Below are 21570 nucleotides of genomic sequence, written 5' to 3' on the forward strand. Positions count from 1 at the left end.
CGCGGGATCAGCTTTCGAGCGGGACGGTCCGGCCGACCAGGCAGGCGCCGGTCGCGATCGGCGCGGCGACCACCGCGTGGACGCCGTCGCTCTTGGGCCCGTACTGGCCGAGCAGGCAGGAGTCGCCGAGCTTCACCGAGACGAGCACCGTGTCGGCGTCGAGCCCGATCGAGGTCTCGTCGGCCGTCAGCTGCATCGACTCCTTCGAGAAGCCGGCCGCGACCAGGGCGTCGACGACGCTGAGTCCGGGTGCCTCGGCGTCCGCGGTGACCACTCCGCTGATCACCTGCTCGAAGAAGGGCAGGTTCTCCTCTGCGGAGCCGCCCGGGACGAGGGCGACCGGTGCCGGCTCTGCCGGAGCACCGGCGGTCGCCTCCGCGACGGGAGACGACGCGGTGGTCTCGGGAGCGGCGGGAGCGGTGCAGCCGGCGAGCATCCCGACGGCGAGGACGGGACCGGCGAGCAGGGCGGCGACACGGCGCAGGCGCTCGTCGACCGGGGTCCGTGTGCTCACTCGACTCCTTCCGGCGGCCGCGGATCTCGCGCCGGACACCCTCGTCAGAACGGGGTGTCGACCGATTCTAACGACGGCTCGAGCGGCGTCGTCACCGCGCCCCAGTCCCCCGTGGCCGCTTCGTCGACGGCCTTGGGTGGCTCCTCGCTCCAGGCCTCGGGCGCGGTGGGGGCCGCCACGGGCGCCGCTCGCCCGACGGTCTTCGTGTAGCGGGTGGTCCCCCACGCGAGATCGTGGCCGATCCCCTCGGCCGTCAGTGCGACGTCGGTGCCGGACTTGCCGCCGCTCTCCCACGAGCGCACGGCGAGCCGCCCCGTGACGATGACCCGGTCGCCGCGGGCGAGCGAGGCGAGGGCGTTGCCGGCCAGTCCGTTGAAGGCGTTCACGGTGTACCAGTTCGTGGATCCGTCGACCCAGCGCTGCTCGGTGCGGTCGTAGCGGCGCTGCGCCGAGGCCAGCCGGAAGCTGGCCATCGTGCTGCCGTTCGCGGTGTCGATGCTCCGCGGATCGGTGCCGATGACTCCGATGAGGGTGAGGGTGTCGGTCATGGTCGTGTCCTCTCGTCGATGGTCGCGATCGCGACCGGAGCGGCACCCGGGCGGAGGGGGCTGGTACCACCCGGGTGCCGTGAGGACAGTGTCGTGACGAAGGGCCCGCCTCCGGAGTGGAGACGGGCCCTTCTGGGGACGACCGGCGTCATCGACGCCTGGGGAGGACGACTACGACGCGGTGATGTACTTCGAGTACGACTTGCGGATCTTGTTCACCTTGGGAAGTGCCACAGCGAGGCAGTAGCCCTGACCCGGGTTCTTCGCGAAGAAGTCCTGGTGGTAGTCCTCGGCCGGGTAGTAGACGCCGAGGGGCGAGATCTCCGTGACGATCGAGCCGTCCCACCACTCCGAGGCGCGGTCGCGGGCCGCCTCGAACAGCTCCTTCTCCTCGTCGGTGGAGTAGTACATCGCGGAGCGGTACTGCGTTCCGACGTCGTTGCCCTGGCGGTTGAGCTGACGGGGGTCGTGGAGGGTGAAGAAGACGTCGAGGATCACCTGCTCCGGGATGACGTCGGGATCGAACGTCACGGCGACGGCCTCGGCGTGGCCGGTGCGTCCCGTGCAGACGTCCTCGTAGTCGGGATCGACGGTGGATCCGCCGGTGTAGCCGGAGACGACGTCGCTCACGCCGTCGAGGACGCGGTAGACGGCGTCGAGGCACCAGAAGCATCCCCCGGCGAGTACGAATGTGCGCATGTGCGTGTGACTCACTTCCTGTCGCGGCGACGCATCCGGAGTGCCGGGCGCGTCGTCTGAGTCAACACCCTCCGGGCCCGCGGCATTCCGCGCCCGGGGGCGGCTGGCATAGAGTCCAGGAGTGAGCTACGACGCAGCCCCCGACCGCTACGACCGCATGGACTACCGACGAGTGGGACGGAGCGGGCTGAAGCTTCCCGCGCTCTCTCTCGGCCTCTGGCACAACTTCGGCTCCGACCGCCCCCTCGACACGCAGCGCGCGATCCTGCGCCGCGCGTTCGACCTGGGGATCACCCACTTCGACCTCGCGAACAACTACGGACCGCCCTACGGCGCGGCCGAGACGGCGTTCGGCCGGATCTTCGCCGAGGACTTCCGTCCCTACCGCGACGAGATCGTGATCTCCTCCAAGGCCGGGTACGACATGTGGCCGGGACCGTACGGCGACGGCGGGTCCCGCAAGTACCTCCTCTCCTCCCTCGACCAGAGCCTCGAGCGCCTCGGAGTCGACTACGTCGACGTCTTCTACTCGCACCGGCCGGACCCCGAGACGCCGATCGAGGAGACGATGGGAGCGCTCGCCTCCGCGGTCCAGCAGGGCAAGGCGCTCTACGTCGGAGTCTCGAACTACGACCCCGAGCAGACCCGCGCCGCCCAGGCCGCCCTCGCGTCCACCGGAGTGCCGCTGCTCATCCACCAGCCGCGGTACTCGATGTTCGACCGCCACATCGAGGACGGCCTCTTCCCGGTCCTCGACGAGCTGGGGACGGGCTGCATCGTGTTCTCGCCGCTCGCCCAGGGGCTGCTGACCGACCGCTACCTCGACGGGACCGTCCCGGACGGATCGCGCGCCGCGACCTCGCGCTTCCTCTCCTCCGACCGGATCGACGAGGACTACCTCGCCCGGGCGCGCGGACTGAACGCGATCGCGGAGGGACGCGGCCAGACCCTCGCGCAGCTCGCGCTGAGCTGGGTCCTGCGCGTCCCCACCGTCACGAGCGCGGTCATCGGCGCCTCGAGTGTCGCCCAGCTCGAGCAGAACGTCGCGGCACTCGACGCCGGTCCGCTGACGGAGTCGGAGACGGCGGCGATCGAGGAGTTCGCCGTGCACGGGACCGCTCTGCGCTGAGTCCGCGGAGCCGACGGGGATGTCGGTGGTCGCTCGTAGTCTGCGAGAGCACCCTGGCCGGTGGGTGCTCCCCGATCCGAGCAGGAGGAACCGATGTCCCTGTCCACTCTGCACGCGACCCGCACTCCCCCGAAGCTGACCCGGGTGAACGGGCGGCTCTGGCGCGTGAGCACCGCCTCCGGCGCGATCGTCGGCCACATCGAGCTGGTCGACGACCCGCAGGGCGAGAAGTACCGGGCCCGCCTCCTGCGCGCCGGGATGCCCGCAGGTGCGCAGCTCGGCGAGTTCTGGAGCGTCGACGACGCGATCGAGGTCTTCCGCGTCGCCTAAGGGCATCGATCGTCCGGTGGTCGGCGTGCCGATCGCCTGTCGCCGCACGCCCGGGCTAACGTTCGGCACATGCAGTGGTGGAGCGATTTCGTGCAATGGATCCAGACGGCGGACGGCTACCGGGCGGTGTTCCTGGCGGTGGTCGTCCTGCTCTCGGTGGTGATCGGAGTGGTCATCACGGCCGCCGTGTTCCGCTCCGCCATCGCGCGGCTGATCCGGCAGCAGGATCACGAGCGCAAGAACGCCGTGATCGCGACCCTGATCGACGCCGCCGTCGATGCCTCCGCGTGGAACGTGCTCAGCCAGACCGAGCGCATCCTGAGCGACCGCGCGTCCGCTCAGGCCGAGACGCACCTGCGCCTCCTGCCCGTCAAGGGCTCCGGAGTCGCGGCGAACTGGGCCGCGCACGAGCTCGCCGATCTGAAGCACTCCTCGGCGACCGGCGGCTATCAGACCCAGGCGAGCGTGGGCGAGTTCCGCGACCGCCTCGTGCTCTGGCGCGACAAGCCCGGGCGTGCCCGCAAGGCGTTCCTCGCCGACCTCGAGCGCTGGCGCTTCTCCGAGACCTCGCGTCCCGAGACGAAGGCCGTCCAGCCCGAAGGGCAGTCCGCCCGCCCGACGCCGGAGCCCGAGCGCGCGGCGACCCCCGCTCCCGTCGTGGTCGGCGCCTCGGAGGGAGCGACCGACTACCAGCGTCCGTCCTCGACGCCGACGATCGTCCTGCCGGCCGCCTCCGAGAACGATGGACACGACGAAACGCGCCAGCTTCTGGACGACGTCGACCGCCTCGACGTGCCCTCGCGCGAGCGCCCGGTCGAAGAGCTCCCGCCCGTCGAGCACGAGCAGACGACGACTTCCGCGCCGCAGACCGGGGTCGAGGGCGAGCACTCCGACGACGCCCGCACGGCGCACGCCGCCCGCCCCGTCGAGTGAGCCGAGCCCCTCATGTCGAGAAGGCCCCGACCGCTGATGCGGTCGGGGCCTTCTCGGTGGTGTAGATCACACGTCTCAGATGTGCGCGTCACGTGCACGCGCAACCCGGCCGACCAGTACGGCGAGGGGCGCCGCGATGATCGTCCACGCAACCGCGATTCCAGCGAGAAGAGCGAGGAGCAGCATGGTCGTACCTCCGTTCGTTACGTCGTTGTAATTCCGGACACCCCCAGACTAGGTGCCCAAAGGCGAGCACAGTGCTCAAAACTCGAAAACACGCCGGTGTTGCCCGGAAAAGAGCAGTGTGTTAGGCGAGAAAAGCCGACTTTGCCACCCATTCAGGGTTGGAAATCGGCGGAAAAGGAAGCACGGCTCTGCACTTCACCCCGAAGCGCGGCTGCCGGATGCGGACCGTCAGCCCTCGTCCTCGGTGAGGAGGCGCTGCGCGACGAAGACCGATCGCCTGCACAACGGCGATACCGGCGTCGACGTGCCCCCGGCAGGAATCGAACCTGCGACCAAGAGATTAGAAGGCTCCTGCTCTATCCGCTGAGCTACGGGGGCGTCCGTCGTCCAGAGTACCGGGACAGCGTCGGCGGGTCGGGAGCGACGCGGGACCGACCCGGGCGGTCAGCCCCGGACGAGCCCGACCACGCCGACGACGAGCGAGACGGCCGCCAGGAGCAGCGAGATCCCGATCAGGATCGAGTGCACCCGGAGGAAGGTCGTCGCGCGCCCGTCCGCATCGCGGGCTCGGGGGTCCTTCCGCACGCGACGGAGGAAGGGCGGCCAGACCACCGCGTTCCAGACGGCGTTGGCGATCAGCATCCAGCAGACGAGGGTCATCACGGAGAACGAGTGTACGAGGCCCGGCCGAGCCCCCCGCGGCGCGTCGGTGGCCGCGGATAGACTGCCCCGCATGAGTAGCGCCCCCGACCGTCTTGTCTGGATCGACTGCGAGATGACGGGACTCGACCTCTCGGTCGACGAGCTCGTCGAGATCGCCGTCGTGGTCACGGACTTCGATCTCGAGCCCCTCGACGAGGGCCTCTCGATCGTCATCAAGCCCGACGCGTCGGCGCTCGAGCACATGGGCGACTTCGTCCGCACGATGCACGAGACCTCGGGGCTGCTCGAGGAGATCCCCTCCGGAGTCAGCGTCGCCGAGGCCGAGTACCAGGTCCTCGAGTACGTGCTGAAGCACGTGCCGAGCGAGCAGCACGCTCCCCTCGCCGGCAACACGATCGGCACCGACCGCGCCTTCCTCGCCAAGTTCATGCCCCGCCTCGACGGGCACCTGCACTACCGCAACGTCGACGTCTCCTCCATCAAGGAGCTCGCGCGGCGCTGGTACCCGCGCATCTATTTCAACGCCCCCGCCAAGCACGGCGGGCACCGGGCCCTCGCCGACATCCTCGAGAGCATCCGCGAGCTCCGGTACTACCGCCGGGCCGCATTCGTCGCCGAGCCGGGTCCGTCGACCGCCGATGTCCAGGCCGTGTCGGCCGCCGTCGTGGACGAGTTCGCCTCGCGGATGTAGTAGTCTCGTACAGTTGCTTCGGGAGGGTCACCCTCTCGGAACACCGTCCTGGTGGGTATAGCTCAGTTGGCAGAGCGCCTGGTTGTGGTCTAGGAGGTCGCGGGTTCGAGCCCCGTTACTCACCCCAGGAGGGCCCGGAGTCGTCACGACTCCGGGCCCTTTCCCATACCGGAGGCGACGATGCTCGAACTGGACGAAGCGGCGTTCGAACGACTCGTGGTCGCCGAGCTCGATGAGCTCCCGGACGACATGGTCGACGGCCTCGACAACGTGGTGTTCGTGGTCGAGGACCGTCCCGAGGACGGCTCCCTCGATCTCCTCGGCGTCTACGACGGAGTGGCGCTGACCGAGCGCGAGCGGTACGGCTTCGGCGAGATGCCCGACCGCATCGTGGTGTTCCGCGAGCCCCACCTCGCCGCCTGCGAGACGCTCGACGAGCTGCGGGACGAGATCCACGTGACCCTCGTGCACGAGATCGCGCACTTCTACGGGATCGACGACGACCGGCTGCACGAGCTCGGCTGGGCCTGAGCCGCCGTCAGGCGCCGGTGTCGAGCACGACGTCCGCGCCCTCGCGGGGCCGCTCGCGCAGCCGGTAGCGCCGGAACTGCTCGTCCCACTCGTCCCAGTGCGACTCGAAGAGCGCTCCGTCCCGAGCGAGTGCGCGCCGGCGCCTCTCGATGTCGCCCGTCTCGATCCAGATCGTGAGATCCGCCACCGCTCGGCTCGCGGCTGTCGCGGCACCGCAGCCCTCCACGACGAGCAATGGGCAGCGCACCACGACCGGACCAGCCGACGTCCCGCTCGCCCAGTTCCAGGGCCGCCAGCGGCCGGTCCCGTGGAGGGCGTGCGGGCGCACGAGATCCCGGGCGACCTCCGTGGCCGCCCGCTCCAGGCCCGACCAGCCCGGATACAGATCGTCCATCCGCACGAGTGCGGCCTCGGGTGCGCCGGCGGCCGCGCGGACCCGGGCGAGCAGGTCCACCGCGAAGGTCGACTTGCCCGATCCGCTCGGACCGTCGACGAGCACGGTGCGAGCGCGTCGATCGACGATCCGGCGGGCCAGCGCGCGAGCGACGCGGGGAGTCAGGGGCTCAGCCACGCAGCACGAAGCTCCAGGTGCCGGCGAGCACGGCGGCGCTGACGGCGATGCCCGCGATCGCGGCTCCGCCGAGCACGAGGAGGGCGTCACCGCCGCCGAAGCGGGACACCCGCGCCCAGGTCCGCGGCATGTCCGCTCCGAACCCCTTCGCCTCCATCGCGGTCGCGAGTCGGCTCCCCCGCCGGATGGCGAGCACCAGCAGGGAGAACGTGCGACCCGCGAGGCTGCGGAGAGCCTGGACCGGGCCGCGGCCGTCGGCCACGCCGCGGGCACGCCGCGCCATGGACAGCGTCCGCCAGTCGTCGACGAGCAGGCCCACGAGACGCATGCCGGCGAGACCGCCCAGGACGAACCTCGACGGCAGGCGCAGGATCTGCGCGAGTCCGTCGGCGAGGTCCGTCGGATCGGTCGTCGCGATCAGCACGACGCTCGGGAGGCCGATGGCCAGCACGCGGAGGGTGATCGCACCCCCCAGCGCGACCGAGCCGTCGGTGACGCTGACGAAGAGGAACTCGGCGAGCACCGCCCCGCTGTCGCGTCCGTAGAGGACGGTGGTCATCCCGGCCAGCGGAGCGGCGAACAGCACGGGAGCCGTGCGGCGGAGCAGGTCGCCGAGCCTCAGCCCCGCGAACGGCAGCACGAGCAGTTCGAGGGCGAGCGCGGTCGCCGCCGAGACCGCGTCGAGGGTGAGGACCAGGACGATCGCGATCAGGAGGCTCGCGAGCAGCTTCGCCACGGGGTTCGCCCGGGCGATCCTTCCGCGGGCGGGCACGGCGTCGAGGAGGGTCATCGCCGGATCTCCTGAGCCGCGCCCAGCGGCAGGACGCCATCGGCGAGGGCGTCGACGAGGTGCTCGTCGTGCGTGACGGTGAGGATCGCGCGCCCGTCCGCCCGCAGCTCGGCCAGCAGGTCCACGACCACGTCCCAGGTGCGGCGGTCCTGGCCGAAGGTCGGCTCGTCGAGCACGACGACCGACGGCCGGCGCACCAGAGCGGAGGCGACGGCGAGGCGCCGCTTCTCCCCACCCGACAGCGTGAACGGATTGGCGTCGGCCAGCGAGGACAGCCCGAGCCGCTCGAGCATCGCGTCGGCGCGGGAGCGCTCCGCCTCGTCGCGGGCGCCGAGGTGCAGCTCCTGCCGCACGCGCGCCGTGAGGAACTGGTGCTCCGGCTCCTGGAAGACCATCGCGACCCGGTCCGCGAGCTCCCTCGAGCGCCAGCGGTGCGGATGCGGAGACGCCCCGGCCCGGACCTCGTCCGACGCGATGACCTGTCCCGCCGCCGGATCCAGGAGCCCGGCCAGGGTCAGCGCGAGCGTCGACTTGCCCGCTCCGTTGGGCCCGAGGACGGCGGTGACGCGGCCCTGCCCGATCTCGACGTCCAGTCCCTCCGCGACGCGGGGCGGGTGGCGGACTCCGAAGAGCGGTCGCGCGATGGCCAGATCCACGGTGCGCAGCGCTCGAGGGGCGGCGCCGTCCGGTCCCGGGCGGCGTGCGGGGCGCTCCCCCGGCAGCCACACGCCGGCGTCCACGAGGACCGCACGCGTCTCCTCGAGCACGGTCGACGGCGCACCGTCGGCGATCACCGCGCCGTCCGAGCCGAGCACGACGATCCGATCGACGAGATCGACCCACACGTCGACCCGGTGCTCGACGACGACGAGGGTCGCCCCGCTGCGCGCCGTGCTGCGCTGGACCGCGTCGCGCACCTCGCGGACCCCGTCGGGGTCGAGATTCGCGGTCGGCTCGTCCAGCAGCAGGAGTCGGGGACGCATCGCCAGCACACCCGCGAGCGCGAGCCTCTGCTTCTGACCGCCCGAGAGCGCCGAGGTGGACCGGTCCAGCGCGACATCCAGCCCGACGTCGTCGAGCGCCTGCCGCACCCGCTCCGGGATCTCGCCCGCCGGGACACCGAGGTTCTCGCAGGCGAAGCCCACGTCGTCGCCCACGCGGGCGAGCACCGCCTGCGTGTCCGGATCCTGGAGCACGAGGCCCGCGACTCCGCGACGACGGACCGGTGCGTCCCCGTCCAGGACGAGCTCGCCGGTCGACGCACCGTCCTCCTCGCCGCCGAGGACTCCGGCGAGAGCGTGCAGGAGAGTGCTCTTGCCCGCGCCCGAGGGGCCGAGCAGGAGCACCCGCTCCCCGGCTGCGATCTCGAGATCGAGCCCGGTGACCGCGGAACGGGAGCGCCCGGCGTGCCGCCAACTCCATCCGCGAGCGGAGACGGCCGCGCCGCTCATCGGGCGCCCGCGGCCGCTCCGTCGATCACCCGGCCCTCGCGTCCCGAGGCGAAGCGGTCGAGCGCTCCGGAGGCGGCCAGTCCGCGGACCGCGAGCCACGGGAGCAGGCCCGCGAGAAGGATGCCGGAGACGATCGAGGACACGATGTAGACCGTGGCGAAGAGCCCGTCGACTCCGACGTACCAGAGGAGCAGATCGTTGATCGCGAGCGCGAGCCCGGCCCCCGCTCCGGCGAGCAGAGCGACGATCGGGCGGCCGCTGCGGTAGAGGAACAGGGCCAGGATGAGCTCGGCTCCCAGACCCTGCACGAGCCCGGAGAGCAGGACCAGGTAGCCCCACTGGGTGCCGATGAGCGCGGAGACGACCGCGGCGAGCAGCTCGGTGTAGAGCGCTGCACCGGGCTTGCGGATGATGAGACCGCCGAGGACGCCGGCGAAGAGCCAGCCGCCGCCGAGGATCCCGCCGAGCCCGGGGAGGAACTCGAACGCGAGGCCGAGGACGTTCGTCGCCAGGCCCCAGGCCCAGAAGACGATGCCGCTCGCGACGGCGACGACGCTCGCCACGACGATGTCGACGACGCGCCAGCGCAGATCGCGGCGCGGAGCGGTGCGGGCGGAGGGGGTGGTGGTGTTCTGCACTGACGTGCCCTTTCGTGGAAGCGAATGGAGGGCACGGGTAGTAAGAGGAGATCGAAACGTTCCTTCGCTGGCATGACCCAGATCAGGTTCGACGGTCGAAGGCTGAAAGCCTTCCTCTCAGTCCGGTGCACCGGACTCCCGTGTTCGTCAGCAATCATAGACAGCATGCTGTGGTCGGTGGTCGTCGTTCTCGCCGTCCTGCTGCTCCTGCTGCTGCAGGTGCTCGTCCATCAGCGGCGACGACGCCTCCGCCGCGAGCTGCTGGCACAGGGCAGGCGGGTCCGCGGGCGCGTGATCGCGGACGACCCGGGAGCGCGGGCCGGGCGTCTGCTCGTCGCCTACCGGCTCGAGAACGGCGAGGAGCGGCGCGCTCTGAAGACGCCGCAGCGTCGAGGGGACGCGTGGATGGCGGGCGAGCCCGTCGTCGTCGTGTACGACCCGCGTCGCCCGACCGACGCGGAGCGACTCGTCGTCGGATTCGGCCGCACCAAGACGACCTGGTTCACCGCGCGCCCGATCCGGACGCGCTGAGCGCCCCTACTTCTTCAGGGCCCGCACGATGCGTGCGAGGGCCTTGCCGGTCACCCACACGAACGGGATGCCGACAGCGAGCACCGACACGATGTTGGGCTGGAAGCGCAGGCCGAGGTCGTCCTTGATGTAGGCGCCGATCGGCACGACCGCACCGCCGCCGCCACCACCGCCGCCCTCCTGACCGTCCTCGGATCCGCTGCCCCCGCCGAAGCCGAACCAGCGGAGGGCGACCGGGACCATCGTGGCGCCGTCGACGCTCACGGGCTCCCCGTAGATCGTCGCGGTACCCGCGGAGGTGACTTTGTCGGCCAGGGACACGGCGATGTTGGGCATGCCCGAACGCTACTCCGCGGCTCTCGGCGGCGACAACCGCCGCGCGGGCGCGCACAGCACTCCCCCATCCCGGTCGAGGGAGCCGATGCGATGATCGAGGATGCCTTCCCGCCCCCGCCGTCGACACCCGGTCCGCTCGACCGCGGTCGCGGTGACGAGCACGGGGCTGGCCGCGTTCCTCGCCTTCCACCGCGTGCTCCCGGAGGCGTCGGGCTGGTTGTCGGTCGTCGAGACCGCGATCCCGTGGTCCGGACTCGCGGTGCTCCTGCTCGTCGCCTCGGCCGTCGCCCTGCGCTCGCGCGGTGCCGGTGCGGCCGTGACGGTGCTCGCGATGGTCTACGGGGTGCTGGTCCTGCCCGTCGCGGTGCCTGCTGCCGCTGTACGCTCCGGTTCGTTCACGGTCGTCAGCCAGAACATCGGCGGCAGCGGCGAGGCCGGCGCCGTCGCGGCGGAGCTCGCCTCTGCCGAGCCCGACGTGATCGCGCTGCAGGAGCTGACCGCTGACGCGCGCGACGCGGTCGACGACGAGCTGTCGGAGGCCTACCCGCACTCCTACGTCGTCGGGACAGTGGGCGTCTGGAGCCGGGAGGTGCTCTCGAACGGCGAGCCGCTGGATCTGGGGCTCGGCTGGGACCGCGCGCTCGCGGTCGACATCGGCACCACGCTGGGCACGACCCGGCTCTTCGTCGTGCACCTGGCGTCGTTCCGACTGGGCGACCACGAGGAGCGCGACGCGACACTCGCCGGTCTGGCCGAGACCCTCGCGGCCGACGAGTCCGGGAGGACGCTCGTCGTGGGCGACTTCAACACGGCGACCGACGACCATCTGCTGGCCCCGGTGCTGGAGCAGGCCGGGCTCGTGCGCACCTCGGGCATCGGGTTCCCTGCCACGTGGCCGTCGCTCCTCCCGCTGGTCGGCCTCGACCACGCCCTCGCCGACGGCGTGCCCGCCGCGACCGTCGAGGTCCTGCCGCCCAACGGATCGGACCACCGGCCGGTCAGTCTGACGATCGGCTCCGCGTAGCGAGCGTGTCGCTGAGGTCGATGCCCTTCGCCGACTCCGGCGCCGAGCGCGCCAGCAGCGACGCGGGTCGGACGGCCCCGGTGCCGAAGCGCGCCGCGACCCCGTCGACGGCCAGCTCGGCGTCGCGCCAGTCGTCGGAGTCGTTCCAGAGCGAGAAGGCGACCTCGTCGCCGTCGACGAGCTGCTCGCCGCGCACGCCGATGAGGCGCACGGGTCGGCGCATCGGATTCGCTGCCTCGAGCAGCGCCGACGACGCCTCGTAGAGGACCCGCGCCACGTCCGTCGCCTCGGGCAGCGTCCGGGAGCGGGTGAGCGTGCTGAAGTCGCCGAAGCGCACCTTGACCGCCACCGTGCGGCAGCGCACTCCGCCGCGGCGCAGGCGCACCGCGACCTTGTCGCAGAGCCTCAGGAGCTCGCGACGGACCAGCTCGGGGTCGGCGACGTCGTCGGCGAAGGTGATCTCGTGGCCCGCGCTCTTCTCGACGACGCGGGTGTCGACGGGGCGCGGGTCCACTCCGTTCGACAGGGCGTGCAGGCGGCGGCCGGTCGCCTCGCCGAGCGAGGAGATCAGCACGGCCAGCGGGGTCGCGGCGACGTCGGCGACGGTGGTCAGTCCGCGGCGCAGCAGCGCCTCCTCCGTGCTCGCTCCGACGCCCCACAGCGCGCTCACGGGCAGCGGATCGAGGAACTCGCGGACGCCGTCGGACGGCACGACGAGCAGGCCGTCGGGCTTGGAGCGCCCGGAGGCGAGCTTGGCGACGAACTTCGTGCTGGCGATCCCGACGGAGCAGGTGAGGCCGAGCTCCGAGTGGACGCGCTCGCGGATCGCGTTGCCGATGGCGAAGGGCGTGCCGGACAGGCGGCGCGCTCCCGCCACGTCGAGGAACGCCTCGTCGATGCTCAGCCGCTCGACGAGCGGGGTGAAGGAGTCGAAAATCGCCATGACCCGCCGGGACGCCTCGCGGTAGCGGTCCATGTGCGGCTCGAGCACGACGGCCTGCGGGCAGCGGCGGAGCGCCACGGCCATGGGCATCGCCGAGTTGACCCCGTAGCGCCGGGCCTCGTAGGTCGCGGCGGTGACGACGGACCGGGAGCCGATGTGCCCGACGATCACCGGGCGACCGCGCAGGTCGGGCCGCTCGAGCAGCTCGACGGAGGCGAAGAACGCGTCCATGTCGATGTGCAGGATGCTGGCGCGCGGATCGTCGACGGGGTCGAGCGTGACCTGCCGGCCGCTTCCGTCCTGTTTGCTCACGTGCCGTCCTGCTCGCCCTCTGCCGATGCCGTCCTGTCATGCTCGCACGCACCTCCGACACGGCGCTCGGCGACGAGCGAGGAGGAGGCGCTCACCCGCTGCGGGAATGGCCCGGCGCCGATCCGGGTTGTCCCGAGCACCGACGACGACGCTCCGGAGAAGACATGACGCACGAGCCCGCCTCCCCCACCGCCACCGAGATGAGCCGCTGGCTCGACCTGCAGCAGCGCGCGCACGCCGCCTTCGAGAGCCGCCTGGCCGCCGTCGTGGACTGGTCGGCGCCGACCCCCGACACCGAATGGGACACCCGCGCGCTCGTGCTGCACGTCGTCCGCGAGCAGCAGCGCGCGCACACGCTGCTGTCCGGCGGAGACGAGTCCCCGATCCGCCTCGAGCCGGTCGGCAGCGACCTGCGCAGCGAGTGGAGCCGGGTCACGGCCGACACGCGTGCAGCCGCCTCCTCCGCCCGACCGGAGGCCGTCCTGCGCCTCGGTCGCGACTCCGTCACGGCGCTCGAGCTGGTCAGGGAGCAGGTGTCGGACGTCACCATCCACGCCTGGGACCTCGCCCGCGCCACCGGGACCGACGAGACGCTCGACGAGGAGCTCGTGGCGGCCGTCTGGGAGCTGTTCGCGCCGCAGGAGGAGACGCTGCGCGCGAGCGGGCTGTTCGCCGCTCCCGTCCCCGTCGGCGAGGACGCCCCGCTGCAGACGCGCCTGCTCGCCGTCACCGGGCGCGACGACCGCCTGGCAGCCTGAACGCCACTCCCATCCGCCGCAGGCAGGATGGGGCCACCGCCGCCGCGGCGGAGGAAGCACCGGGGCCCCGCGCCCCGCCGAGGAGAGGAACACGCATGACACGAGTCGCCGTCATCGGAGCCCACGGCAAGGTGGGTCAGCAGATCCTGCACCTGCTCTACGACGCCGGGCACGAGTCCGTCGGAGTGATCAGGAACCCCGAGCACGCCGAGGACATCGTGCGACTGGGCGGCGAGCCGCTCGTCCACGACCTCGAGAACTCGAGCGCCGAGGAGTTCGCGGCGCTGCTCGAGGGCGTCGACGCCCTCGTCTTCACCGCCGGCGCCGGCCCCGACTCGGGGATCGAGCGCAAGCGGACCGTCGACCTGGGCGCCTCCGTGCTCAGCCAGGAGGCCGCGGCCGCGGCCGGAATCCGCCGCTTCGTCCAGATCAGCGCGATCGGCGTCGACGAGCCGCTGGCCGAGGACACCGAGGAGGTCTGGCGCGCCTACGTCGAGGCCAAGCGCGACGCCGACACGGCGCTGAGGAAGACCGATCTCGACTGGACCATCCTGCGCCCGGGCGGGCTCACGACCGACGAGGGCACCGGCCGGGTCGAGCTGGGCGAGACCGTCGAGCGCGGCAGCATCCCCCGCGAGGACGTCGCGGCCGTGGTCGTCGCCGTGCTCGAGCAGCCCGCGTCCATCGGACGGACCTGGGAGCTCGTCTCGGGTGACGTGCCCGTCGAGGACGCGGTCGCCCGAGCCTGACGCCGGTGGCCGACGCCCGCCCGAGGGGCGGCGTCGGCCCGTGCGCCTAGAGTGGTGCGGGTGAGCAGCCCCGCGCCCCGTCCCTGGATCCGCAGCTACGCACCCGGAGTGCCGGCGGAGCTCGAGCCCCCCGAGGGCTCGCTCCTCGACATCGTGACGGAGTCGGCGGCGCAGTACCCCGAGAAGGTCGCGCTGGAGTTCTTCGGCCGTGCGACCAGCTACGCCCAGCTCGCGGATGATGTGGAGCGCGTGGCCGAGGGCCTGCGCCGACTGGGCGTCCGCGAGGGCGATCCGGTCGCCCTGATCCTGCCCAACTGCCCCCAGCACGTGGTCGCCTTCTACGCCGTCCTCCGGCTGGGAGCGGTGGTCGTCGAGCACAACCCGCTCTACACGCCGCGGGAGCTGCGGCACCAGTTCGAGGACCACGGCGCGCGCGTCGCGATCGCCTGGGATCGCATCGTGCCCCTGGTCCAGGAGCTGCCCGCCGATCTCGGGGTCGAGACCGTCGTAGCGGTCGACCTCACCAGGGCGATGCCCGCGCCGATGCGCGCGGCCCTCCGCCTGCCGATCCGCAAGGCGCGCGAATCCCGCGCCGCCCTCACCGGGCGCGTGCGCGGCGCGATCGAGTGGGACTCGCTGCTGCGTCGCCGGATCGACTCCGCTCACCCGCGTCCGACAGCCGACGACCTCGCGGTGATCCAGTACACGAGCGGGACCACCGGCACTCCCAAGGGCGCCGAACTCACGCATCGCAATCTGACGGCGAACGCCGCGCAGTCCCGCGCCTGGGTGCCGACGGTGCGCCGCGGCGACTGCGTGGTCTACGCGGTGCTGCCGATGTTCCACGCCTACGGCCTCACCCTCTGCCTCACCTTCGCGATGAGCATGGGGGCGCGGCTGGTGCTGTTCCCCAAGTTCGACCCCGACCTCGTGCTGAAGGTCGTGCGCAAGCACCCCGCGACGTTCCTGCCTGCCGTTCCTCCGATCGCCGAGCGGCTCGCCGCGCGGGCCCGCGAGAAGGGAGTCTCGCTGCAGGGCATCGAGATCGCCATCTCGGGGGCGATGCCGCTGGACCCCGCGCTCGTCGCCCGCTTCGAGCAGGAGACGGGAGGCACCCTCGTCGAGGGCTACGGCCTGTCCGAGACCTCGCCGGTCCTGATGGCGAACCCCGTCGGCCCCACGCGGCGCGCGGGCACCGTCGGCCTGCCGCTGCCCGGCACGGACGTGCGGATCGTCGAACCGGAGGACCCCTCCGTCGACGTCGCGCTCGGCGAGCAGGGCGAGCTCGTGGTGCGAGGACCGCAGGTGTTCCGCGGATACCACCGAAAGCCCCAGGAGACCGCGGACTCGTTCACGACGGACGGCTGGTTCCGCACCGGCGACATCGCCACGATGGACGGGGACGGCTTCATCAGCCTCGTCGACCGCATCAAGGAGCTCATCATCACCGGCGGCTTCAACGTCGCTCCGTCCGAGGTCGAGGAGGTCCTGCGCCGGATCCCCTCGGTCAGGGACGCGGCGGTCGTCGGCCTCCCCGACGCCCGCAGCGGCGAGATGGTCGCGGCCGCCGTCGTGCTCGAGCCCGGAGCCCATTTCGACGAGTCGGAGGCGCGCGCGCTCGTCCGCGAGGCGCTCACGCCGTACAAGGTGCCGCGGAGAATCGTCGTCATCGACGAGCTGCCGACCAACATGATCGGCAAGGTGCTGCGCCGCGAGGTGAAGGCGATGCTGCTCGACGAGAGCTGAGCGCCCCGGACAGCACGGAGCCCCCGGTCCCCGCTCGCGCGGTCCGGGGGCTCCGTCGTGCGGTCACATGTCGAAGCCGCCGCCGAAGTCGCCGCCCCCGAAGTCGCCTCCGCCGAAGTCCCCGCCTCCGCCGTAGTCGCCTCCGCCGTAGTCGCCTCCCGCGTCCGCTCCGGCGTCGCCGCCGTCGGCTCCGGCATCGCCTTCGCCGCCCTCACCGCCGGCGTACTCGCCGCCGGCGTCCGGGAGGAACGCACCGGCGATCGCCGAGCCGATGGCGAATCCGGCGATCGTGCCGAGCATCGACGACGCCAGGACTCCCCCGAAGCCCATCCCGCCCGCGCCGCCGCCGGCGAACCGCCGCTCCATGAAGCCTGGCTGACGCAGCTCGCTGCGGGTCGCGGACTGCGCGAGCGCCTGGGGGTCGTCGCTCCGAGGGGCGTCGCCGACCGGCGCGCCCTCGCTCAGCTCGCGGAAGACCTGCCGGCGCTGCTCCGGAGTCAGCTGCTCGAAAGCTTCACGGTGCACCTGCTCCAGCGCCTCGGGCGGCGCGGTGCGCAGGAGATAGCGGTACCGCTCGATCGCGATCTCGTCCTCGCTGCGGGCGGAGCGTCCGGGCGGGGTGCCGTAGGCGGGCTGCTGCCCGTCCGGCCGTCCCGAATCGCGTCGTGCGTTCTCGGCGGGCTCTTCGCGTCCCAGCAGTCGGTCCAGGAATCCCATGATCTCCTCCTCGGCGCCGCGTGGAAGCGGTCGCTCAGCGACACGGTAGGACGCTCGCACGCAGGACTCCTGAACGTGCGCTCAGAGTGCGCTCCACACGGGAGCGCGGAATCACCTCTGCTTCGGGATCACGATCCACAGAATGATGTAGGCGATGATCTGCGGTCCCGGCAGCAGGCACGAGAGCACGAAGAGCAGACGGACCAGGAACGGGCTCCAGCCGAAGCGGTGGGCGAGCGCGGCGCAGACGCCGGCGATGATCGTGCCCCGACGGGGGCGAGTGAGAGTGGCCATGGATCCACTCTGTCGCAGCACTCCTGGGAGCGGCATCCGGGGAACCCCCGAGAGTGGGGGCTGGGACCCCGAGTCGGCCTAGTCCGGGAGCGCCGCGGCCGCGGATGTCGCGAAGGCGGCGGCGCGATCGGCGGCGGCCTGCGGCCACACGACCCGGAAGCGCTCGAACACGACCTCCTCGAGCTCGGACTCCGGGTCCTCGCGAGCGAAGTAGCGCCGATGCCCGGACAGCCAGGACTCGCGGGTGCGATCGCCCTCCCCCTCGGCCCAGGCGAACGCCTCGTCGACCGAGTCGAGCGGTCCGATCCTGACGTCGTCATCGCGCAGGACGAGCCGCGGTGCGCCGGTCCCGTCGCAGACGATCCAGTGATCGCCGGCCACGGGAACCGGATCGTCGCCGACCAGGGACGCGGTCGCGGTCTTCACTCCGCGCGCGACCAGTGCGAGCAGCTCGTCGGCGAGCTCGACGGAGTCGCCGAAGGACTCGACCGGCGGCAGCGGATGCGGTCCGGAGCCCGGGTACTCGGACCAGAGCCGCCGCGCGGCGTCGAGGTCGGGCTCCGGCAGGGGCGTGCGCTGCGGGGCGTCGGGCAACACCGCGAGGATGTTCGCTCCGGCCAGAGCCGCCGGGTCCTCGGGGTGGTTGTCCGGAGTCTCGACGGAATCGAACGGCCACCGTGTCAGCAGCCAGCGACGCGCGAACGCATCGAACTCCTCCTCGGTGCGCGATCCGCGCAGCTCCGGGAGGACCCACCAGGACGCGGTCGCCGTGCGCCCCTCGCCGGGCACGACGCTCAACGCTCCTCGCACCGTGGTCCAGGAGTCGTCGACGAGGACGAACGCGTGCGCCCGGCCCGCGCGGGCAGCGCCCTCGACGAGCCGGAGGGCCTCCACATCGTCGTGCGGATCGGGCCCTCCTGGGAGGAGCGCTTCGAGCCACGCGCGGCGCTCCCCGATCGCCGCACCGAGGAGGTCGGCGTCGCTCGACATCAGGGGACGGAGGAAGTCACCACTCGGCAGGTCGAGCCGCGCGGGGACGGAGTCGTCGGGCTGGTCGCTCATCGTCTCCTCCGCTCCCCGCGCACCGGCTCAGCCGGCGGCGCGCTCCAGCACGAGCTCGCGCACACGGGCGGCGTCGGCCTGGCCCTTCATCGCCTTCATGACGGCGCCGATGACGGCACCGGCGGCCTGCACCTTGCCGTCGCGGATCTTCGCGAGAACGTCGGGCTGCGCGGCGAGGGCGGTGTCGATCGCCTCGATGAGCGCACCGTCGTCCGAGACGACCGCGAGCCCGCGGGCGTCGACGACCTCCTGCGGCGAGCCTTCGCCGGCGACGACGCCCTGCAGCACCTCGCGCGCGAGCCGGTCGGTCAGGGTGCCGCTCTCGACGAGACCGGCGAGCTCGGCGACCTGGGTCGGGGTGACCAGGGCGGCCGGGTCCTGCCCGGCCGCGTTCGCGAGTCGGGCGATCTCGCCGGTCCACCACTTGCGAGCGGCCTGCGGGGTCGCTCCGGCCGAGACCGTCTCGGTGATCTCGACCAGCAGGCCGCTGTTGGCGACGTCCTGGAACTCGAGGTCGGTGAAGCCCCAGTCGGCCTTCAGCCGCCGACGGCGGGCAGCGGGCTTCTCGGGGAGCGCGGCGCGCAGCTCCTCGATCAGCTCGGGTGCGGGCACCACCGGGAGCAGGTCGGGCTCGGGGAAGTAGCGGTAGTCGTCGGCGTCGCTCTTGGGGCGGCCGGCGGAGGTGCGGCCGGTGTCCTCGTGCCAGTGGCGCGTCTCCTGCGTGATCGTGCCGCCCGCAGCGAGGATCGCCGCCTGGCGCTGGATCTCGTAGCGCACGGCGCGCTCGACCGAGCGGAGCGAGTTGACGTTCTTGGTCTCGGTGCGGGTGCCGAGCTTCTCCTGGCCCCACGGGCGGAGGGAGACGTTGGCGTCGCAGCGGAGGTTGCCGCGCTCCATCTTCGCGTCGGAGATGCCGAGGGCGAGGACGATGTCGCGGATGGTCGCCACGTACGCCTTGGCGAACTCCGGTGCATTCTTCCCGGCTCCGAAGATCGGCTTCGTGACGATCTCGACGAGCGGGACCCCCGCGCGGTTGTAGTCGACGAGCGAGTACTCGGCGCCCTGGATGCGGCCGGTGGAGCCGCCCACGTGCGTGAGCTTGCCCGCGTCCTCCTCCATGTGCGCGCGCTCGATCGGGATGTCGACCAGGGTGCCGTCGGCCAGCTCGACCTCGACCGAGCCCTCGAAGGCGATCGGCTCGTCGAACTGCGAGATCTGGTAGTTCTTCGCGAGGTCCGGGTAGAAGTAGTTCTTCCGGGCGAAGCGGCTCGACGGCGCGATCGAGCAGCCCAGCGCGAGGCCGAGGCTGATCGAGTAGCGCACGGCCTGCTCGTTGACGACCGGGAGCGAGCCCGGCAGCCCCAGGTCGACCGGGGTGACGTTGGTGTTGGGCTCGGAGCCGAACTCGTTCGGCGCGTCCGAGAACATCTTCGTCTTGGTGTTGAGCTCGACGTGCACCTCGAAGCCGAGGACCGGCTCGAAGCGCTCGAAGACCTCGTCGTAGTCCATGAGCTCGGGGACGGACGTGTGCGCGGAGGCCATCAGACGGCACCTTCCTCGGAGGCGAACTGCTCGGCGGGAGCGAGGTCGGGGGCCTTCGCGAGGAGCGGGTGACCCCACGACTCCTCGAGCAGGGTCTCGAGCGCTCCGCCGACGGTGTAGAGGCGGACGTCCTCGCGGGCGGGAGCGAGGAACTGGATGCCGACGGGCAGCCCGTCCTCGTCGGCCAGCCCCGCGGGGACCGAGATGCCGGGGATGCCGGCGAGGTTCGCCGGGATCGTCGCGATGTCGCCGCGGTACATCGCCAGCGGGTCGTCGAGCTTCTCGCCGAGACGGTAGGCGGTGGTCGGCGCGGTCGGCGAGGCGATGACGTCGACCGAGGCGAAGGCCCGGTCGAAGTCGCGCTGCACGAGCGTGCGCACCTTCTGCGCGCTGCCGTAGTAGGCGTCGTAGTAGCCGGCCGAGAGGGCGTAGGTGCCCAGGATGATGCGGCGCTTGACCTCCGGGCCGAAGCCCTGCTCGCGCGTGGCCGCCATGACCTGCTCGACGGTGCCGCCGCCCTTCGGCGTGACCCGCAGGCCGAAGCGGACGGAGTCGAACTTGGCGAGGTTGCTGGACGCCTCGGCGGGGAGGATCAGGTAGTAGGCGGCGACCGCGTGCTCGATGCTGGGGGCGCTCACCTCGACGATCTCGGCTCCGGCGCCCTCGAGCACCGCGAGCGCCTCGTGGAAGCGCGCGAGGACGCCGGGCTGGAAGCCCTCTCCTCCGTCGAGCTCCTTGAGCACTCCGATGCGGAGGCCCTTCACGTCGGCGCGGCGGACCGCATCGGCGAAGGAGGGCCAGGTGTCGCGCAGCGACGTCGAGTCGCGCGGGTCGTGCCCGGCGATCACGTCGTGCAGCAGGGCGGAGTCGAGGACGGTCCGCGAGACGGGTCCGATCTGGTCGAGGCTCGAGGCGAGTGCGATCGCTCCGTAGCGCGAGACGCCGCCGTAGGTCGGCTTGACGCCGACGGTGCCTGTGACGTGCGCGGGCTGGCGGATCGAGCCGCCGGTGTCGGAGCCGAGGGCCAGCGGCGCCTCGTAGCTCGCGACCGCCGCGGCGGAGCCGCCGCCCGAGCCGCCGGGGATGCGGTCGAGATCCCACGGGTTGTGGGTCGGGCCGTACGCGGAGCGCTCGGTGGTCGAGCCCATCGCGAACTCGTCCATGTTGGTCTTGCCGATCGGCACGAGGCCGGCGGCGCGGACCTTCGTCATGACCGTCGCGTCGTACGGCGGACGCCAGCCCTCGAGGATCCTCGACCCGCTCGTGGTCGGCATGTCGTTCGTGACGATGACGTCCTTGACGGCCAGCGGGATCCCCGCCAGCGGGTGCAGGGACTCGCCGGCGGCGCGACGGCGGTCGATGTCGGCGGCGGTGCCGACGGCGGCCTCCTCCGCCACGTGCAGGAACGCGTGCACCGCGGAGTCGACCGACGCGATGCGGTCGAGGTGGGCGCGGGTCGCCTCCGTCGACGAGAGCGACCCGTCGACGAGCTTCTCGGAGAGCGCGGAGGCGCTCAGGCGGATGATCTCCGCTCCGTGGGCGCTCACTGCTCCTCCCCCAGGATCGCGGACACCTGGAAGCGGCTGCCGTCGTGCTCGGGGGCACCGGACAGGGCCTGCTCACGGGTGAGGGTCTCGCCGACCACGTCGGGGCGGAAGACGTTCTGGAGCGGGATGGGGTGGCTGGTCGCGGGCACGTCGGGGGTGGCGACGGCCCGGACGGCGGCCACGGAGTCGACGATCTGGCCGAGCTCCCGGGTCATGGTCTGGATCTCCTCCGGGGTGAGGTCGATCCTGGCCAGCTGGGCCAGATGGGCGACCGTCTCGGCCGTGATCTCGGACATACGTCTCCATCGGTGGTTCGTGAGGATGCGGCGTCCAGT

The 21570-nt window shown here is 72.0% G+C and carries 26 protein-coding genes, 2 tRNA genes and 1 riboswitch; of the genes, 11 read left to right on the forward strand and 17 right to left on the reverse strand.

The features are described 5' to 3' along the window. Positions 1 to 7: 7 nt before the first annotated feature. From ASF48_RS13195 to msrA, 3 genes are all read right to left on the reverse strand, one after another. The gene (locus ASF48_RS13195) at positions 8 to 514 is read right to left on the reverse strand and encodes a DUF6993 domain-containing protein (RefSeq protein WP_055792447.1); all 507 of its coding nucleotides are present in this window, start codon (positions 512 to 514) and stop codon (positions 8 to 10) included. Between the two features lie 44 nt (positions 515 to 558). Continuing rightward, a complete protein-coding gene (locus ASF48_RS13200) occupies positions 559 to 1062 on the reverse strand; it encodes a single-stranded DNA-binding protein (protein WP_055792450.1) in 504 nt (167 codons plus the stop codon). 171 nt (positions 1063 to 1233) lie between these two features. Next, the gene (gene msrA / locus ASF48_RS13205; protein WP_055792452.1) at positions 1234 to 1761 is read right to left on the reverse strand and encodes a peptide-methionine (S)-S-oxide reductase MsrA; all 528 of its coding nucleotides are present in this window, start codon (positions 1759 to 1761) and stop codon (positions 1234 to 1236) included. Between the two features lie 121 nt (positions 1762 to 1882). Between msrA and ASF48_RS13210 the strand changes: the two genes are divergently transcribed. The 3 genes from ASF48_RS13210 (at position 1883) to ASF48_RS13220 (ending at position 4153) form a co-directional block, all read left to right on the forward strand. Then, the gene (locus tag ASF48_RS13210) at positions 1883 to 2890 is read left to right on the forward strand and encodes an aldo/keto reductase (RefSeq protein WP_055792455.1); all 1008 of its coding nucleotides are present in this window, start codon (positions 1883 to 1885) and stop codon (positions 2888 to 2890) included. A gap of 93 nt (positions 2891 to 2983) precedes the next feature. Further along, positions 2984 to 3220 carry a hypothetical protein gene (locus ASF48_RS13215; protein WP_055792458.1) on the forward strand — a complete coding sequence of 79 codons (237 nt, stop codon included), beginning with the start codon at positions 2984 to 2986 and terminating at the stop codon, positions 3218 to 3220. Positions 3221 to 3289: 69 nt separating this feature from the next. Then, entirely contained in the window at positions 3290 to 4153 is an 864-nt protein-coding gene (locus ASF48_RS13220; protein ID WP_055792460.1) for a hypothetical protein, read from the forward strand. Positions 4154 to 4644: 491 nt separating this feature from the next. On the opposite strand, the gene ASF48_RS13225 is transcribed toward ASF48_RS13220, so the two are convergent. Beyond that, positions 4645 to 4717, reverse strand: a tRNA-Arg gene (locus ASF48_RS13225). A gap of 66 nt (positions 4718 to 4783) precedes the next feature. Then, positions 4784 to 4999 (reverse strand): SCO4848 family membrane protein, encoded by a 216-nt coding sequence (locus ASF48_RS13230; protein ID WP_442965581.1) that lies wholly within the window; start codon positions 4997 to 4999, stop codon positions 4784 to 4786. Positions 5000 to 5072: 73 nt separating this feature from the next. Between ASF48_RS13230 and orn the strand changes: the two genes are divergently transcribed. The 3 genes from orn (at position 5073) to ASF48_RS13245 (ending at position 6224) form a co-directional block, all read left to right on the forward strand. Then, positions 5073 to 5693, forward strand: coding sequence for an oligoribonuclease (gene orn, locus ASF48_RS13235; RefSeq protein ID WP_055792465.1), 621 nt, complete (start codon positions 5073 to 5075; stop codon positions 5691 to 5693). A 51-nt stretch (positions 5694 to 5744) separates the two neighbouring features. Beyond that, positions 5745 to 5820: transfer RNA gene (locus ASF48_RS13240), tRNA-His, on the forward strand. 53 nt (positions 5821 to 5873) lie between these two features. Beyond that, positions 5874 to 6224 carry a metallopeptidase family protein gene (locus tag ASF48_RS13245; RefSeq protein WP_055792468.1) on the forward strand — a complete coding sequence of 117 codons (351 nt, stop codon included), beginning with the start codon at positions 5874 to 5876 and terminating at the stop codon, positions 6222 to 6224. A 7-nt stretch (positions 6225 to 6231) separates the two neighbouring features. Here the strand turns inward: ASF48_RS13245 and ASF48_RS13250 are convergent, their stop codons facing one another. Genes ASF48_RS13250 through ASF48_RS13265 form a run of 4 tightly spaced genes read right to left on the reverse strand, consistent with a single transcriptional unit; the run spans position 6232 to position 9674 of the window. Further along, the gene (locus ASF48_RS13250) at positions 6232 to 6795 is read right to left on the reverse strand and encodes a hypothetical protein (protein ID WP_157603167.1); all 564 of its coding nucleotides are present in this window, start codon (positions 6793 to 6795) and stop codon (positions 6232 to 6234) included. Beyond that, on the reverse strand, positions 6788 to 7585 hold the full coding sequence (locus tag ASF48_RS13255) for an energy-coupling factor transporter transmembrane component T family protein (RefSeq protein ID WP_055792470.1): 798 nt from the start codon (positions 7583 to 7585) through the stop codon (positions 6788 to 6790). Before ASF48_RS13255 ends, ASF48_RS13250 begins: the two co-directional genes overlap by 8 nt. Then, positions 7582 to 9036 (reverse strand): ABC transporter ATP-binding protein, encoded by a 1455-nt coding sequence (locus tag ASF48_RS13260; RefSeq protein WP_082481463.1) that lies wholly within the window; start codon positions 9034 to 9036, stop codon positions 7582 to 7584. Before ASF48_RS13260 ends, ASF48_RS13255 begins: the two co-directional genes overlap by 4 nt. Beyond that, positions 9033 to 9674, reverse strand: coding sequence for an ECF transporter S component (locus tag ASF48_RS13265; protein WP_055792473.1), 642 nt, complete (start codon positions 9672 to 9674; stop codon positions 9033 to 9035). The genes ASF48_RS13260 and ASF48_RS13265 overlap by 4 nt, the downstream gene beginning before the upstream one ends. 42 nt (positions 9675 to 9716) lie before the next feature. After that, positions 9717 to 9825, reverse strand: a riboswitch (TPP riboswitch). Positions 9826 to 9839: 14 nt separating this feature from the next. Here ASF48_RS13265 and ASF48_RS13270 point away from each other — a divergent pair. Further along, positions 9840 to 10205, forward strand: a complete 366-nt coding sequence (locus tag ASF48_RS13270) for a DUF3592 domain-containing protein (RefSeq protein WP_055792475.1) — start codon at positions 9840 to 9842, stop codon at positions 10203 to 10205. Between the two features lie 6 nt (positions 10206 to 10211). On the opposite strand, the gene ASF48_RS13275 is transcribed toward ASF48_RS13270, so the two are convergent. Continuing rightward, positions 10212 to 10541 carry a hypothetical protein gene (locus ASF48_RS13275; RefSeq protein WP_055792478.1) on the reverse strand — a complete coding sequence of 110 codons (330 nt, stop codon included), beginning with the start codon at positions 10539 to 10541 and terminating at the stop codon, positions 10212 to 10214. 100 nt (positions 10542 to 10641) lie between these two features. On the opposite strand from ASF48_RS13275, the gene ASF48_RS13280 reads away from it, so the two are divergent. Beyond that, positions 10642 to 11565, forward strand: coding sequence for an endonuclease/exonuclease/phosphatase family protein (locus ASF48_RS13280; protein ID WP_082481465.1), 924 nt, complete (start codon positions 10642 to 10644; stop codon positions 11563 to 11565). On the opposite strand, the gene dinB is transcribed toward ASF48_RS13280, so the two are convergent. After that, positions 11540 to 12820, reverse strand: coding sequence for a DNA polymerase IV (gene dinB / locus ASF48_RS13285; RefSeq protein ID WP_055792483.1), 1281 nt, complete (start codon positions 12818 to 12820; stop codon positions 11540 to 11542). The genes ASF48_RS13280 and dinB overlap by 26 nt on opposite strands. Before the next feature lie 164 nt (positions 12821 to 12984). On the opposite strand from dinB, the gene ASF48_RS13290 reads away from it, so the two are divergent. The 3 genes from ASF48_RS13290 to ASF48_RS13300 all read left to right on the forward strand — a co-directional run bounded on the left by ASF48_RS13290 (position 12985) and on the right by ASF48_RS13300 (position 16073). Further along, on the forward strand, positions 12985 to 13578 hold the full coding sequence (locus ASF48_RS13290; protein WP_200931014.1) for a TIGR03086 family metal-binding protein: 594 nt from the start codon (positions 12985 to 12987) through the stop codon (positions 13576 to 13578). 95 nt (positions 13579 to 13673) lie between these two features. Further along, entirely contained in the window at positions 13674 to 14327 is a 654-nt protein-coding gene (locus tag ASF48_RS13295; protein WP_055792487.1) for an SDR family oxidoreductase, read from the forward strand. Between the two features lie 60 nt (positions 14328 to 14387). Beyond that, positions 14388 to 16073, forward strand: a complete 1686-nt coding sequence (locus ASF48_RS13300) for a long-chain-fatty-acid--CoA ligase (protein WP_082481514.1) — start codon at positions 14388 to 14390, stop codon at positions 16071 to 16073. Positions 16074 to 16136: 63 nt separating this feature from the next. Here ASF48_RS13300 and ASF48_RS13305 read toward each other — a convergent pair whose 3' ends face one another. From ASF48_RS13305 to gatC, 6 genes are all read right to left on the reverse strand, one after another. Beyond that, on the reverse strand, positions 16137 to 16790 hold the full coding sequence (locus ASF48_RS13305; RefSeq protein WP_055792493.1) for a hypothetical protein: 654 nt from the start codon (positions 16788 to 16790) through the stop codon (positions 16137 to 16139). Positions 16791 to 16901: 111 nt separating this feature from the next. Beyond that, complete coding sequence (locus ASF48_RS13310; RefSeq protein ID WP_055792497.1) at positions 16902 to 17084, reverse strand: PspC domain-containing protein; 183 nt, start codon at positions 17082 to 17084, stop codon at positions 16902 to 16904. A 78-nt stretch (positions 17085 to 17162) separates the two neighbouring features. Beyond that, positions 17163 to 18146, reverse strand: coding sequence for an ASCH domain-containing protein (locus ASF48_RS19065; protein WP_235577252.1), 984 nt, complete (start codon positions 18144 to 18146; stop codon positions 17163 to 17165). A gap of 27 nt (positions 18147 to 18173) precedes the next feature. Continuing rightward, on the reverse strand, positions 18174 to 19688 hold the full coding sequence (gatB, locus tag ASF48_RS13320; RefSeq protein ID WP_055792500.1) for an Asp-tRNA(Asn)/Glu-tRNA(Gln) amidotransferase subunit GatB: 1515 nt from the start codon (positions 19686 to 19688) through the stop codon (positions 18174 to 18176). Then, entirely contained in the window at positions 19688 to 21235 is a 1548-nt protein-coding gene (gene gatA / locus ASF48_RS13325) for an Asp-tRNA(Asn)/Glu-tRNA(Gln) amidotransferase subunit GatA (protein WP_055792502.1), read from the reverse strand. Before gatA ends, gatB begins: the two co-directional genes overlap by 1 nt. Next, complete coding sequence (gene gatC / locus ASF48_RS13330; protein ID WP_055792505.1) at positions 21232 to 21531, reverse strand: Asp-tRNA(Asn)/Glu-tRNA(Gln) amidotransferase subunit GatC; 300 nt, start codon at positions 21529 to 21531, stop codon at positions 21232 to 21234. The genes gatA and gatC overlap by 4 nt, the downstream gene beginning before the upstream one ends. Between the last annotated feature and the right edge of the window lie 39 nt (positions 21532 to 21570).

This window comes from Rathayibacter sp. Leaf299 (genome assembly GCF_001423055.1).
Lineage (GTDB): Bacteria > Actinomycetota > Actinomycetes > Actinomycetales > Microbacteriaceae > Rathayibacter > Rathayibacter caricis.